The organism is Oceanobacillus sp. FSL W7-1309, assembly GCF_038002145.1.
In the GTDB taxonomy this organism is placed as follows: domain Bacteria; phylum Bacillota; class Bacilli; order Bacillales; family Amphibacillaceae; genus Oceanobacillus; species Oceanobacillus profundus.
The window spans coordinates 2,307,289-2,320,661 of record NZ_JBBOBX010000001.1; the positions used below are offsets into that span (position 1 = coordinate 2,307,289).

The following is a 13,373-nucleotide window of genomic DNA, read 5'->3' on the forward strand; positions in this document are numbered from 1 at the left end:
ATTAGTAGTGAAAAACATCACATAATCTGTGACCGATTTTTGAATAAATTCACACACAACCATTTAAATATTATTTATGTCTAAAATTTGACATCTCATAAAGGTGTGATGTATTTCACAACATGTATGGGATGGGATGTTTAACATTGGAGTTAGAAGAAAGCAATTTACATGGAGGGACAATGATGAAGAAGAAACCATCTCCACTTTGGCAACGATTGAACTATTTAAAACCAAAAGAAACATATTCCAATAATCATAGTCAATTACAAGAAGGTAACCGTGACTGGGAAAATGTATATCGGAGAAGATGGCAGCATGATAAGGTTATTCGATCAACACATGGGGTCAACTGTACCGGATCATGCAGCTGGAATATTTATGTGAAAGACGGGATTGTCACATGGGAAGGCCAACAATTGGACTATCCAACAACAGGTCCAGATATGCCGGAATTTGAACCCCGCGGCTGTCCAAGGGGAGCGAGCTTCTCTTGGTATATTTACAGTCCATTACGTGTGAAATATCCATATGTACGGAAAAGATTATTGACATTATGGAGAGAAGCATTAGCAACTTATGATAATCCTTTGGAAGCTTGGAAGAGCATTGTCGAGGACAAAGAAAAAGCGAATTCCTATAAACAAGCAAGAGGGAAGGGCGGACTAGCCCGAGCAGACTGGGAAGAGGTAACAAAGCTTGTAGCTGCATCTTCCTTATATACGATCGTGAAATATGGACCAGATCGAAATGTTGGTTTTTCTCCAATTCCTGCGATGTCCATGATCAGCCATGCAGCTGGAAGTCGCTTTATGCAATTAATGGGCGGTCCAATGCTTAGCTTCTATGATTGGTATGCCGACTTGCCACCAGCCTCTCCGCAAATTTGGGGAGATCAAACAGATGTACCAGAGAGCTCAGACTGGTTTAACTCAAGCTATATTATCACATGGGGTTCGAATGTGCCGATGACACGTACACCAGACGCTCACTTTTTAGTGGAAGCTCGTTATAAAGGAACGAAAGTTGTATCCGTTAGTCCGGACTATGCTGAATCAACGACCTTCTCTGATGACTGGTTATCAGTAAGGCAGGGAACTGATGGTGCAGTTGCAATGGCAATGGGGCATGTAATCTTAAATGAATTTTATGATAAAAATATGACACCATACTTTGAGGATTATGCAAAGCAATATACCGATTTTCCATTCTCTGTTCGTTTAAAAGAAGATAATGGAATGTTTGTGGCAGACAGATTCCTAAATGAAGCTGATCTTGGCACTGCTTCAGAGAATAATGAATGGAAGCCTGCTATGTATAATCAAGCAACAGGTAAATTCTCTATTCCGCATGGAACGATGGGTTCTCGTTGGGATGATAAAGGAAACTGGAACTTAAAGCTTATTGATGAAAACACAAATGAAAAAATTGAACCTGTATTGAGTTTTCTAGGAATAGAAGACGAGGTGGTACATGTCAATATGCCATATTTTGATGCGGAAACTAGAAAAGTTTTGCCACGTGCGGTTCCAGTGAAAAAAGTAGAGTTAAATGGAAAAACCGAATACATTGCGACCGTCTATGACTTGATGCTTGCCAACTATGGTATTGACCGTGGTCTTGGTGGAGAAGTGGCAAGCTCTTATGATGAGATTGCACCATTCTCACCAGCATGGCAAGAAGAGATAACGGGTGTTGACCGCAACCTCGTCATTAAAATTGCACGTGAATTTGCACAAAATGCGGTGGATACAAAAGGTCGTTCCATGATTATCGTTGGTGCCGGAATTAACCATTGGTTTAACTCAGATACGATTTACCGTGCAGTTGTCAACCTTGTTCTAATGGTAGGCGCACAAGGTGTAAATGGCGGAGGCTGGGCCCACTATGTTGGACAAGAAAAATTACGGCCTGCAGAAGGCTGGAATACGATTGCAACTGCTAAAGATTGGGGCGGCCCAGCTAAACTGCAAAACGGTACATCCTTTTTCTACTTTGCAACCGACCAATGGCGCTTTGAGGAAACACCAGTTAGTGACCTTACCGCTGCAAATGAAAAGGCAAGATACGAACATCACGGGGACTACAATGTGTTAGCTGCTCGCCTTGGCTGGCTGCCATCTTATCCAACATTCAATAAAAACGGAATCGATCTCTATAAGGAAGCAGTAGCAAGTGGCTATGAAACAACGGAAGATATTGGGAAATATGTGGCTAAGCAATTAAAAGAAAAAGAGCTGCAATTTGCAATTGAAGATCCAGATAACCCGGTCAATTTCCCAAGAAACTTATTTGTGTGGCGTGCCAACTTAATCTCCAGTTCAGGAAAAGGGCATGAGTACTTCCTTAAACATCTACTGGGAACATCCCATGGTCTTTTAAACGATGATGAAGAGAGCATTCGTCCTGAGGAAATTAAATGGCGGGAAGAAGCACCGGAAGGGAAACTTGATTTATTGATTAATCTTGACTTCCGGATGGCTGGAACGGCACTTTACTCAGATGTCATCCTACCTGCATCAACTTGGTATGAAAAACACGACTTATCCAGTACGGATATGCATCCATTTGTACATCCATTTAATCCAGCAATAGCATCACCATGGGAAGCGAAATCGGACTGGGATATCTTTAAAGCTTTAGCCAAGGGTGTTTCTGATTTAGCTGAGGAAATTGATATGGAGACAATCAAGGAAATCGTAGCAACACCATTGCTGCACGATACAAAAGCAGAAATGGCCCAGCCATTAGGTCGAATTAAAGACTGGTCCAAAGGTGAATGTGAACCTATTCCGGGTAAAACAATGCCACAAATTCATGTGGTGGAACGTGATTACAAACAAATTTATAACAAGATGACAGCACTTGGACCAAATGTTGCAACACAGCCTTATGGTGGAAAAGGTATCAACTGGAATATGGAAAAAGAGTACGAACAAGTGAAACATACACTTGGAACGGTGGATAATGGAACGATTGCCGATGGCTGTCCAGATATTACACATGCTAAAGATGCATGTGAAGCAATCTTAATGCTTTCCTCTACAACGAATGGAAAAGTAGCTGTAAAAGCATGGGAAGCATTAGAAGAAGTAACAGAACTTGAGTTAAAAGATTTAGCAGAGGAAAGAGAAGAAGAGTTATTTACATTTGAAAAAATAACGGCACAACCAATGACGGTTATTACGTCACCAGCTTTTAGCGGCTCCGAAAAAGGTGGCAGAAGGTATTCCCCTTTTACAACAAATATTGAACGATTGATTCCATTTCGAACCATTACAGGAAGGCAATCCTACTTCCTGGATCATGAAATGATGAAGGAATTTGGGGAATCATTTGCCGTATTCAAGCCAATTTTGAACCATAAGCCATTCCGTTCAAAAAGACCAGAAGTGGAAGGAAAAGAAATTACGCTGAATTATCTTACCCCGCATAATAAATGGTCGATTCATAGCATGTACTTTGATGCACAGCCAATGTTAACTCTATTCCGAGGTGGTCCAACGGTTTGGCTAAATAAAGATGATGCAGCGGAAATTGATGTAGAGGATAATGATTGGATTGAATGCTTCAACCGTAATGGAGTCGTAGTAGCAAGAGCGGTTGTTTCCCATCGTATCCCAAGAACAATGGCATTTATGCATCATGCTCAAGATCGTCATATTCATACACCTGGAACAAGCCTTACGAAAAATCGTGGTGGTACGCATAATAGTCCAACGAGAATCCATGTAAAACCAACCCATATGATTGGTGGATATGCCCAATTAAGCTATGGATTTAATTACTATGGGCCAACAGGAAACCAACGTGACTTGAATGTTGTGATTCGGAAAATGAAGGAGGTAGATTGGCTTGAAAATTAAAGCACAGGTCGGGATGGTAATGAACCTCGATAAGTGTATTGGCTGTCATACATGTAGTGTGACATGCAAGAACACATGGACAAACCGCCCAGGTGCCGAATACATGTATTTTAATAATGTAGAAACAAAGCCTGGAATTGGCTACCCAAAGCAGTGGGAAGATCAAGAAAAATATAAAGGTGGCTGGGAGCTTCACAACCATGAGTTAAGGTTAAAATCAGGCTCAAAAACGAATCGGCTACTAAACTTGTTTTACAACCCAAACCAGCCAGAAATGGACGATTATTTTGAACCGTGGAACTATGATTATGAAACATTAACAAATAGTAAGGAACGCAAGCATCAGCCTGTTGCTAGAGCCAAATCTGCGGTGACAGGAGAATTCATGGATTTGGAATGGGGACCAAACTGGGAGGATGACTTAGCTGGTGGCCATATTACAGGACTGCGTGATCCAAACGTCGTGCAGATGGAAGAATCCATTAAAACGGAATTCGAAGATGTATTCATGATGTATCTGCCACGTATTTGTGAGCATTGCATTAACGCACCATGTGTATCCTCCTGTCCATCTGGAGCAATGTATAAACGGGATGAAGATGGAATCGTACTAGTGGACCAAAATGCATGTCGTGCATGGAGACATTGTGTGACTTCTTGTCCGTATAAAAAAGTGTATTTTAACTGGAAAACAAACAAAGCTGAAAAATGTACGATGTGTTTCCCGAGAATCGAAAATGGCCAGCCAACGATTTGTGCAGAAACATGTGTTGGACGGATTCGTTATATCGGAATCATGTTATATGATGCAGACCGTGTGTTGGAAGCAGCATCTGTAGAGGATGAAAAGGAATTATATCATGCACAGCTTGGTATTTTCCTTGATCCAAATGACCCGGAAGTTATCAAGCAAGCCAAAAAAGATGGAATTCCAATGGACTGGATTGAAGCAGCTCAAAAATCTCCACTTTATAAAATGATAATAGACTGGAAGATTGCTCTGCCATTACATCCAGAATACAGAACAATGCCAATGGTATGGTACATTCCGCCACTAAGCCCGGTTATGAACATGATTGAAGGAAAAGGAAGTACTGCAGATACAGAAGACATTTTCCCTGCAATTGATAACATGCGGATTCCAATTGAATACCTTGCAAATCTATTAACTGCTGGAGATACCGGGCATATTCGTACGGTTCTAAAGAAAATGGCAGTCATGCGTAACTTTATGCGAGCTGAACAAACTGGAAAAGAATTTGATTCTGATGTCCTTTCCGATCTCGGTTTAACTGAAAAAGCAATCAAAGAAATGTATCGCCTCTTAGCGATTGCTAAATATGAAGACAGATTTGTGATTCCGCATAGCCACAAAGAAGAAGTTGCTAATTTGTATGAAGAACAAGGAGCTTGCGGCTTAGACTTTGCCGGAGGACCAGGAAGCTGCGGCGTGCTGCAATAATAAGATATACGGTCACTCATGAAGATGATGAGTGACCGAACAGAGGAAAATAAAAGAGAAGCGGTCACTGATAGAGGCGATGAGTGCCCGAACAGAGGAAAATAAAAGAGAAGCGGTCACTGATAGAGGCGATGAGTGACCGAACAGAGGAAAATAAAAGAGAAGCGGTCACTGATAGAGGCGATGAGTGCCCGAACAGAGGAAAATAAAAGAGAAGCGGTCACTGATAGAGGCGATGAGTGACCGAACAGAGGAAAATAAAAGAGAAGCGGTCACTGATAGAGGCGATGAGTGCCCGAACAGAGGAAAATAAAAGAGAAGCGGTCACTGATAGAGGCAATGAGTGCCCGAACAGAGGAAAATAAAAGAGAAGCGGTCACTGATAGAGGCAATGAGTGCCCTAACAGAGGAAATCGAAGAGAAGCGGTCACTGATAGAGGCGATGAGTGTCCGAACAGAGGAAAATCAAATAGAAGCGGTCACTGATAAAGGCGATGAACACCCCAATGGAGGATTGGTAAAGCCGTTTTACCAATCCTGATTTCTAACAATGAAGGAGGTCGTGGTTTATGAATCAACATATCTATCAGCTAATATCCTTTCTCCTTAACTATCCAACGGAAGAAATGATAGACATCTTACCGGAAATAGAAAGGGAAATAGAAGAACAGACAAACAGTCAAATCACAGGAAATATCAAGCAGTTTATTCAACAATCAAAAGAGATGTCCTTGGACGATTGGATTACACACTATATTGAGCATTTTGATTTTGGAAGATTAACGAATCTCTATGTAACCTATTTGAAACTAGGTGAGCAACGTGAACGAGGTTTGGAATTACTTAAACTTAAAAAGTATTATGAGGCGCATGGGTTTGAAGTAACTGACAAAGAATTACCAGACTATCTTCCTGTTATTCTAGAATTCTGTGCGAATGTTTCCGTAGAGGCAAGTAATGAGCTGCTCTCCATGCATCAACAGGCTATTGGCGAAATTCATGGGAAATTACAAGAGAACAATAGTTATTACAGTTTATTATTTGATGCACTCTTTCTTTATATGGAAGAAAACGGAGTAACAGCTGTGGCTCTAGAAGAAGCCTAGGAGGGAGCTAAAATGGATTTATTACTGTGGGGGATCTTCCCTTATATCGTGTTAACTGTATTTATTGGCGGTCTTATTTATCGTTATCAAAAGGACCAATTCGGCTGGACGACAAAATCGAGTGAATTTCTTGAAAAAAAACAGTTAAGAATTGGTTCGCTTTTATTCCATGTGGGGATCATATTTGTATTCGGTGGTCATGTATTAGGTTTGATTATACCTGTTGAGTTTTATAATTCTCTGGGAATAAGCGAGCACACATACCATATTGTGGCCATTGCTTTTGGACTGCCAGCAGGTATTGCTGCATTTATTGGGATTATCTTGTTAACCTATCGTCGAATTAGTGTCAAACGGGTTCTGGCTACAACGTCTGCGAGTGACTGGGTTTCCTTAATTTTTATCATCCTTGCCATTGGTTCAGGATTACTTGCAACTTCTTTTAATGTGGATGCACAAGGTTTTGATTACCGGACAACTATCGCACCATGGCTGCGGGGATTATTTATTTTTAATGTCCAGCCAGAGTTAATGGCAAGCGTTCCAATCTGGTTTAAAATCCATATTTATTGCACATTCTCTTTATATGCCGTTTGGCCATTTACAAGATTGGTCCATGCGTTTAGTTTCCCGATTAGATACCTAAGCAGGAGCTATGTGATTTACAAACGCAGGGCTGCAAGGTAAACCAACAGAAGAGAGTAGCTTTTAAACACTGGCTCTCTTCATTTATATGAGGAGAGTCATAATGAGTAAATGGTTTTATTTCAATATCATCCTATTAATACTTTCAGTTTGGCAAGTTGTAAATCACTTTTCTTTTCCAGCTTTAAGCACCCCTATTTTGTTTGGGCTTATTGGCTTTTTATTATTTTTGTTTAATTGGACAAGGAACGCTGTATTTTCTACTATTCGCAACACTCCTGATCGAAAAATGAAAATTAAATTCGTGAACATATCGAAAAGAGTAATGCCCTTCCATCGCTGGACAGGAACTTTAGCATTGGTTTTTATTGTATTGCATGCTATTTCGATTCTTCATTTGTATGGGTTTTCCTTTCACAACAGCAAGATGGTAGCAGGCCTGCTTGCCCTCCTTAATTTAATCCTCATGGTGATAACAGGGTGGTGGAGATTGATAAAACCAACAGGAAAATTGAGAAGAACACATTTGCGATTGGGAATAGCATTGTTTTTCCTGATTGCAATCCATTTACTTTTATAGTTCGTGCCCAACAGAAAGGATGTGGAAGATTTGATAACGAATCTGGATTTGATTAGACAACAAACAGATGGAATACTTTCGCTTTGTATGAAAGTGAGGGAACAAATAATAAAAGATTCAACGAGTGGAATAAAAGAGAAAATTAAGGAAATGGAAGGACTTTTGGCTTCTAAAGGCGAATATAGCACCAAAGAGCGTTTTTTTATGTTAAGTACCGTGGCAAAGTATTACAGAAAAGCAAGTAACTATGATAAAGGCGGTAATTATAGTCGGCAAGCTATTCGTTTAACGAAGGATCTCGGTGACAATTATATTGAAATGGTGATTGACACGTACCTTGATTATGCTGCATTAGAGAGTGATTACGGACAGCTATCCAATGCAAGGATAGAGTTAGCTAAATTATTGGCATTGTTAGATTCTAAGAATTATCAGGATACCTATGCATATGGAGTTATTTTTAGCCATTTAGGAAAAGTTGCTCTTGCTGAAGAAAATATGGAAAGTGGCTTAACTCAGCTTGAGAAAGCATTAAGCTATTTTCAGAAGGCAGTTCCATTTACGCATCCCATTATTGCTCAAACTATTGATACATTGTCCGATGCATATATCAAGGTGGAAAATTACACGAAAGCACTGGAATATTATCGGCAATTGTTAAAAGCATACCAAGAGGAAAAAGATAAAGAAACAACAGCACGAACATTACTAAAAATTGGTGAAATCCAATTTTATATTGATTTAAAGGACGCTCGAAAAACGCTTACACAGGCAATCAAGCATATGGATGATTTGTATCAGGGGAATCATTTAGATATTGCTAAAGCTGTTCTGATGCTTGCGGAAATAGATGAAAACATGAGTAACTTCCCTCGTGCTATCAATTATTATAAACAAGCGCTGGCACAGCTAACGACTTTTTATGATGACACTCATTTTATGATTGTTTATGTCTACTCTAAAATAGGCACGATTTCGATGAAGATATTTAAATTAAACGAGGCGAAGAAATATTTAGAGAAGGGATTGGAATTAGCCACTCAATTTCCAAAGATCCGGCAGCAATATCTGTATGCACTTGGGAAGATTTATTCCGATGAAAAAAACTATGACAAAGCATTCATGATGTTCAAGGAGTTTCTGGCACGACTGGAACAAGAGGGGCGGAAAAAATCCATTGCTTATGGGAATACATTACAGGCTATTGCTTTTAATTATGTGCAGCAGGAAAAAATAGAAGATGCTTTTTCTTATTATAAGGAAGCACTAGCAATCTATGAAACGCTGCCTAGCTGCAAGGAAGAAAAAGGGCTAACCCTGATTCGCTTAGCATATTGTTATGAAAATAAAAAAGAGGAAGATGTAAAAAAAGCAGAAATCTGTTATGAGAAAGGGTTTAAAATCATTGAAAAAGTCCAGCAGCCGGAGTTAGTTGAAGAAGCATTGGCAGGTATCATAGAATTCTTTACAAGGAATCATAATCCGCAAAAGCGAAGGATTTATGAAGATAAATTTGTGAAGCTGCAAACGAAGAAAGCAACGGTTTAAAGCTGTAAGTTCTTCAAAGAAAGTGATATTTGTTACAGACCCGAACTATAAATAGTAGATATAATGTTCTTAGAAGGAGAGATGATCCGAATGACAGTACTAACAGATAAATTTGGTCGGCCAATGAAGGATCTTCGTATCTCTGTCATCGATCGTTGTAATTTTAGGTGTACGTATTGTATGCCAAAAGAAATCTTTGGCAGAGACTTTGCGTTCATGCCTAGAGAGCAACTATTAAGCTTTGAAGAAATAGAACGTATTGCAAAGCTATTTGTAGCATTAGGCGTAAAAAAAATCCGATTAACTGGTGGGGAACCTTTACTGAGGAGAGACTTGCCTGTATTAATTGAAAAGCTGGCGCGCATCGAAGGGTTAGAGGATATTGGGCTGACAACAAATGGGTCCTTGCTTTCTCACATGGCACAAAAACTGAAAGATGCAGGTCTAAAACGTGTCAATGTAAGTTTAGATGCACTGGATGAGACGTTATTTAAATCGATTAACGATAGTGGCGTGGGTCCAGACCGTGTATTGAAAGGCATCCAAAAAGCGAAAGAAGCAGGCTTGGAAGTAAAAGTAAACATGGTCGTAAAAAAAGGAATGAATGATGGAGAAATTGTTCCAATGGCAGCCTATTTTAAGGAACAAGGAATTCAGTTAAGATATATTGAATTTATGGATGTTGGACAGTCAAATGGCTGGAACTTCAGCAAAGTGATAACGAAAAAGGAAATTTTCAAGGAGCTTTCGAAACATTTCGAAATGGAAGCTGTTGATCCTGCATACGTAGGAGAGGTAGCAAAACGTTATCGCTATAGTGGCACAAACACGGAAGTTGGGTTTATCACATCGGTATCCGAATCATTCTGTTCCAGTTGCACAAGGGCAAGGATTGCTGCAGATGGAAAAATGTACACCTGTCTGTTTGCTGGGAATGGTTTTGATTTCCGTGAACTGCTACGTTCTGAGAAAACAGATGAAGAAATAAAAGAAGAAATTAGGAACATATGGAGTAGCCGGACCGATCGATATTCAGATGAGCGGACAGCAGAATCAGCTAAACATAAGAAGAAAATTGAGATGTCTTATATAGGTGGGTAGGAGAAAAAATGATGGGAAATCGATATTCACGGCAAATACTTTTTAAACCGATTGGTGAAGCTGGGCAAGAAAAGATACAAAATAAGCATGTACTCATTTTAGGCTGTGGTGCATTGGGGTCTGCTAATGCTGAAAACCTAGTTCGTGCTGGAATAGGGAAGCTGACGATTATTGATCGAGATTATGTCGAATTAAGTAATTTACAAAGGCAGCAATTGTATACCGAAAAAGAGGTCACGGAGCAACTTCCAAAAGCAATGGCGGCTAAACAGCGCCTGCAGCAAATTAATTCTTCGGTTGTTATCGATGCTTATGTTATGGATGCCACACCAGTGACACTACTTCCTTTATTAAAAAATGTGGATATCCTAATCGATGCAACGGATAATTTTGAAACGCGATTTATCCTGAACGATTTAGCGCATAAAGAACAAATACCGTGGATTTATGGATCTTGTGTTGGAAGTACAGGCATGAGTTTTACGGTTTTGCCAGATGAGACCCCTTGCCTCGGTTGCTTAATGGATACGATGCCAGTCTCAGGAGCGACTTGTGACTCTGTTGGAATTATTTCACCAGCAGTCCAAATGGTTGTTGCCCATCAAACGGCAGAAGCCTTAAAGCTGCTTGTCGGTCACAACAATGCCTGCCGAACAAAGCTTGTGACATTTGATTTATGGAATAATCATTATCATATGATGAAAGTAGATCGTGCTAAAAAAGCAGATTGTCCGACATGTGGTGAAAATCCAAGCTATCCGCATTTAAACTATGAATCACGCACAAAATCGGAAGTGCTTTGTGGAAGAAATACGGTACAAATACGAACACCTCAGAAATTAAATCTAGATGAATTAGCACATCGATTGCAAAAAATCGCCCCAGTCAGACATAACCATTTTTTATTGTCATTGGAATACGAATCCTATCGTCTCGTTTTCTTCCAGGATGGCAGAACATTAATACACGGTACTGATTCGATCGAAAAAGCGAAAACAATTTACAATCAATTAGCAGGATGAAGGTGATGACACATGGTAGAAAGACGGAAACCGATTAAAGTAAATGAAGCAATTGAAAAGGTAATGGATTTTGCCCAGCATGGCAAGGGCGAATTCGTATCGATAGAGGAAAGTTATGGTCGTTTTCTTGCTGAAGATGTTATTGCAGATCACCATGTACCTCCATTTGACAGGTCTCCATATGATGGGTTTGCTGTAAAATCAGCGGACACAAAAATGGCTTCCAGTAAAAATGCTATATCATTTGAAGTCATTGGTGAAATTGGGGCAGGGAGTGTGTTTAACGAGCATGTTGGTGACAATGAAGCGGTTCGAATCATGACAGGTGCCCAAATTCCAAACGATTGTGATGCAGTAATCATGTTTGAGTCCGTGAAGGAATATATACAAGATGGAAAGGATTATTTCCAGTTAAAACGAAAATTAAATGCTGGTGACAATATTTCCTTTGCTGGTGAGGATACAACAAAAGGAACGGTGCTTGTCTCCAAAGGCACCTTTATAACCCCGGGAATTGTTGCCGTCTTAGCAACATTTGGCTATAAGAAAGTTCCGGTTAGTGTAAAACCTAAAATCGGTATCATTGCTACAGGCAGTGAATTATTAGGTGTCGATGAACCGTTAAGGCCTGGGAAAATCAGAAATAGTAATGCTTATATGGTATACGCTCAGGTTATTAGAGCGGGTGGCGAGCCAATTTATTTCGGCCAATTTAATGATGATTTTGAAACCTGCTATCATAAAGTGAAGGAAAGCCTGGAAAAGGTAGATGTTTTAATTACAACAGGCGGGGTATCCGTTGGTGACTTTGATTTCTTGCCAGCAATTTATGACCAATTAGGAGCTGCTGTTTTATTTAATAAAATTGGTATGAGGCCAGGAAGTGTGACAACAGTTGCGGAGAACGACGGGAAATTATTGTTTGGTTTATCCGGAAATCCTTCTGCCTGCTATGTTGGATTTGAGCTTTACACAAGACCAATCATTCGTACATTTTTACAGACAAAAGCAGCTTTTTTAAAGAAAGAAGTAGCCATCCTTGGCGCAGATTTTCCAAAGCCGAATCCGTTTGACCGCTTTGTTCGTGGACATTTATCCTATGAAACTGGAAGGTTAGTAGCAACCCCGGTTGGCTTAGATAAATCAAATGTTGTTACTTCCTTGGCTGAAGCAAATATTCTTATTGTACTGTCTGGAGGCACAAGAGGGTATGAAACGGGCATGGAGGTTTCTATTATTCTCTTGGAAGATCAAGAAGGTACAACGTTTGAAAATTTTACGACAGCAGATGTGAATTCAAGAAGGAGCCAGCGCACCTATGAATGAATTATTTGAGATTGTTGAAGAACCTATTGAAGTGGAAGCTGTAATAAAAAAAGTAGAGCGCAGAGAAGCAGGTGCTATCACCACATTTATTGGAACTGTCAGAGAATGGACAAGAGGAAGAAGAACGGTTTATTTGAAGTATCAAGCCTACGTTCCGATGGCGGTAAAAATGCTTGCTAAAATTGGAGAGGAAATAAATGAGAAGTGGCCAAATACAGAAGTAGCTATTTCACACCGAATTGGGCATTTAGATATTTCGGATATCGCGGTTGTTATCGCTGTTTCCTCACCACATCGCAAAGCTGCTTATGAAGCGAATGAATATGCAATTGAAAGAATTAAACAGATCGTTCCGATTTGGAAAAAAGAACATTGGGAAGATGGCGAGACCTGGATTGGTGATCAATTGGAAAAGGTTCCTTATCCCAATGGAAAACCAGATGTAAAGGATGAGAAGCATGATTAAGATTCTATTATTTGCCCATTTACAAGAAAAGGCAGGAAGCGATCAATTAACGATAGACAAAGAGCAAACGACGATTCGTGATTTAAAAAATATCCTTAAAGAGACGTATCAGCTTATTGAATTAGATCAAGTCATGACAGCAGTGAATGAAGAATATGTAATGGATGATGAAATTGCTAAAGCTGGTGATACGGTTGCTTTTATTCCACCAGTAAGTGGTGGGTAATAGAAAATACAGCATAAATGGTGAA

The 13,373-nt window shown here is 39.8% G+C and carries 12 protein-coding genes; all 12 read left to right on the top strand.

Annotated features, from left to right (window positions below; genetic code table 11):
• Positions 1–182 precede the first annotated feature (182 nt).
• The 12 genes from NST46_RS11075 (at position 183) to moaD (ending at position 13,348) form a co-directional block, all read left to right on the top strand.
• A complete protein-coding gene (locus NST46_RS11075; RefSeq protein ID WP_147379910.1) occupies positions 183–3,866 on the top strand; it encodes a nitrate reductase subunit alpha in 3,684 nt (1,227 codons plus the stop codon).
• Positions 3,856–5,328, top strand: coding sequence for a nitrate reductase subunit beta (gene narH / locus NST46_RS11080; RefSeq protein WP_341137184.1), 1,473 nt, complete (start codon positions 3,856–3,858; stop codon positions 5,326–5,328). Before NST46_RS11075 ends, narH begins: the two co-directional genes overlap by 11 nt.
• A 343-nt stretch (positions 5,329–5,671) precedes the next feature.
• Positions 5,672–5,869, top strand: coding sequence for a hypothetical protein (locus NST46_RS11085; protein ID WP_341137185.1), 198 nt, complete (start codon positions 5,672–5,674; stop codon positions 5,867–5,869).
• Positions 5,870–5,897: 28 nt separating this feature from the next.
• Entirely contained in the window at positions 5,898–6,434 is a 537-nt protein-coding gene (narJ, locus tag NST46_RS11090; protein ID WP_341137186.1) for a nitrate reductase molybdenum cofactor assembly chaperone, read from the top strand.
• Between the two features lie 12 nt (positions 6,435–6,446).
• The gene (gene narI, locus NST46_RS11095) at positions 6,447–7,121 is read left to right on the top strand and encodes a respiratory nitrate reductase subunit gamma (protein ID WP_341137187.1); all 675 of its coding nucleotides are present in this window, start codon (positions 6,447–6,449) and stop codon (positions 7,119–7,121) included.
• A gap of 61 nt (positions 7,122–7,182) precedes the next feature.
• The gene (locus NST46_RS11100) at positions 7,183–7,659 is read left to right on the top strand and encodes a hypothetical protein (protein ID WP_095314296.1); all 477 of its coding nucleotides are present in this window, start codon (positions 7,183–7,185) and stop codon (positions 7,657–7,659) included.
• Between the two features lie 30 nt (positions 7,660–7,689).
• Positions 7,690–9,207, top strand: a complete 1,518-nt coding sequence (locus tag NST46_RS11105; protein ID WP_303447862.1) for a tetratricopeptide repeat protein — start codon at positions 7,690–7,692, stop codon at positions 9,205–9,207.
• A 90-nt stretch (positions 9,208–9,297) separates the two neighbouring features.
• Positions 9,298–10,308, top strand: coding sequence for a GTP 3',8-cyclase MoaA (moaA, locus tag NST46_RS11110; RefSeq protein WP_341137188.1), 1,011 nt, complete (start codon positions 9,298–9,300; stop codon positions 10,306–10,308).
• Positions 10,309–10,319: 11 nt separating this feature from the next.
• A complete protein-coding gene (locus NST46_RS11115) occupies positions 10,320–11,330 on the top strand; it encodes a MoeB/ThiF family adenylyltransferase (protein WP_341137189.1) in 1,011 nt (336 codons plus the stop codon).
• Positions 11,331–11,342: 12 nt separating this feature from the next.
• Positions 11,343–12,656 (top strand): molybdopterin molybdotransferase MoeA, encoded by a 1,314-nt coding sequence (locus NST46_RS11120; RefSeq protein ID WP_341137190.1) that lies wholly within the window; start codon positions 11,343–11,345, stop codon positions 12,654–12,656.
• The gene (locus NST46_RS11125) at positions 12,649–13,122 is read left to right on the top strand and encodes a molybdenum cofactor biosynthesis protein MoaE (protein ID WP_095314286.1); all 474 of its coding nucleotides are present in this window, start codon (positions 12,649–12,651) and stop codon (positions 13,120–13,122) included. Before NST46_RS11120 ends, NST46_RS11125 begins: the two co-directional genes overlap by 8 nt.
• On the top strand, positions 13,115–13,348 hold the full coding sequence (gene moaD / locus NST46_RS11130) for a molybdopterin converting factor subunit 1 (protein WP_095314284.1): 234 nt from the start codon (positions 13,115–13,117) through the stop codon (positions 13,346–13,348). Before NST46_RS11125 ends, moaD begins: the two co-directional genes overlap by 8 nt.
• Positions 13,349–13,373: the final 25 nt, after the last annotated feature.

Excerpts from the sequence above, each read along its gene's own strand:
- NST46_RS11100 (WP_095314296.1), top strand. The coding sequence starts at position 7,183 with ATGAGTAAATGGTTTTATTTCAATATCATCCTATTAATACTTTCAGTT.
- NST46_RS11125 (WP_095314286.1), top strand. The coding sequence starts at position 12,649 with ATGAATGAATTATTTGAGATTGTTGAAGAACCTATTGAAGTGGAAGCT.
- narI (WP_341137187.1), top strand. The coding sequence starts at position 6,447 with ATGGATTTATTACTGTGGGGGATCTTCCCTTATATCGTGTTAACTGTA.
- NST46_RS11120 (WP_341137190.1), top strand. The coding sequence starts at position 11,343 with ATGGTAGAAAGACGGAAACCGATTAAAGTAAATGAAGCAATTGAAAAG.
- narJ (WP_341137186.1), top strand. The coding sequence starts at position 5,898 with ATGAATCAACATATCTATCAGCTAATATCCTTTCTCCTTAACTATCCA.
- NST46_RS11075 (WP_147379910.1), top strand. The coding sequence starts at position 183 with ATGATGAAGAAGAAACCATCTCCACTTTGGCAACGATTGAACTATTTA.
- moaD (WP_095314284.1), top strand. The coding sequence starts at position 13,115 with ATGATTAAGATTCTATTATTTGCCCATTTACAAGAAAAGGCAGGAAGC.
- moaA (WP_341137188.1), top strand. The coding sequence starts at position 9,298 with ATGACAGTACTAACAGATAAATTTGGTCGGCCAATGAAGGATCTTCGT.
- NST46_RS11115 (WP_341137189.1), top strand. The coding sequence starts at position 10,320 with ATGGGAAATCGATATTCACGGCAAATACTTTTTAAACCGATTGGTGAA.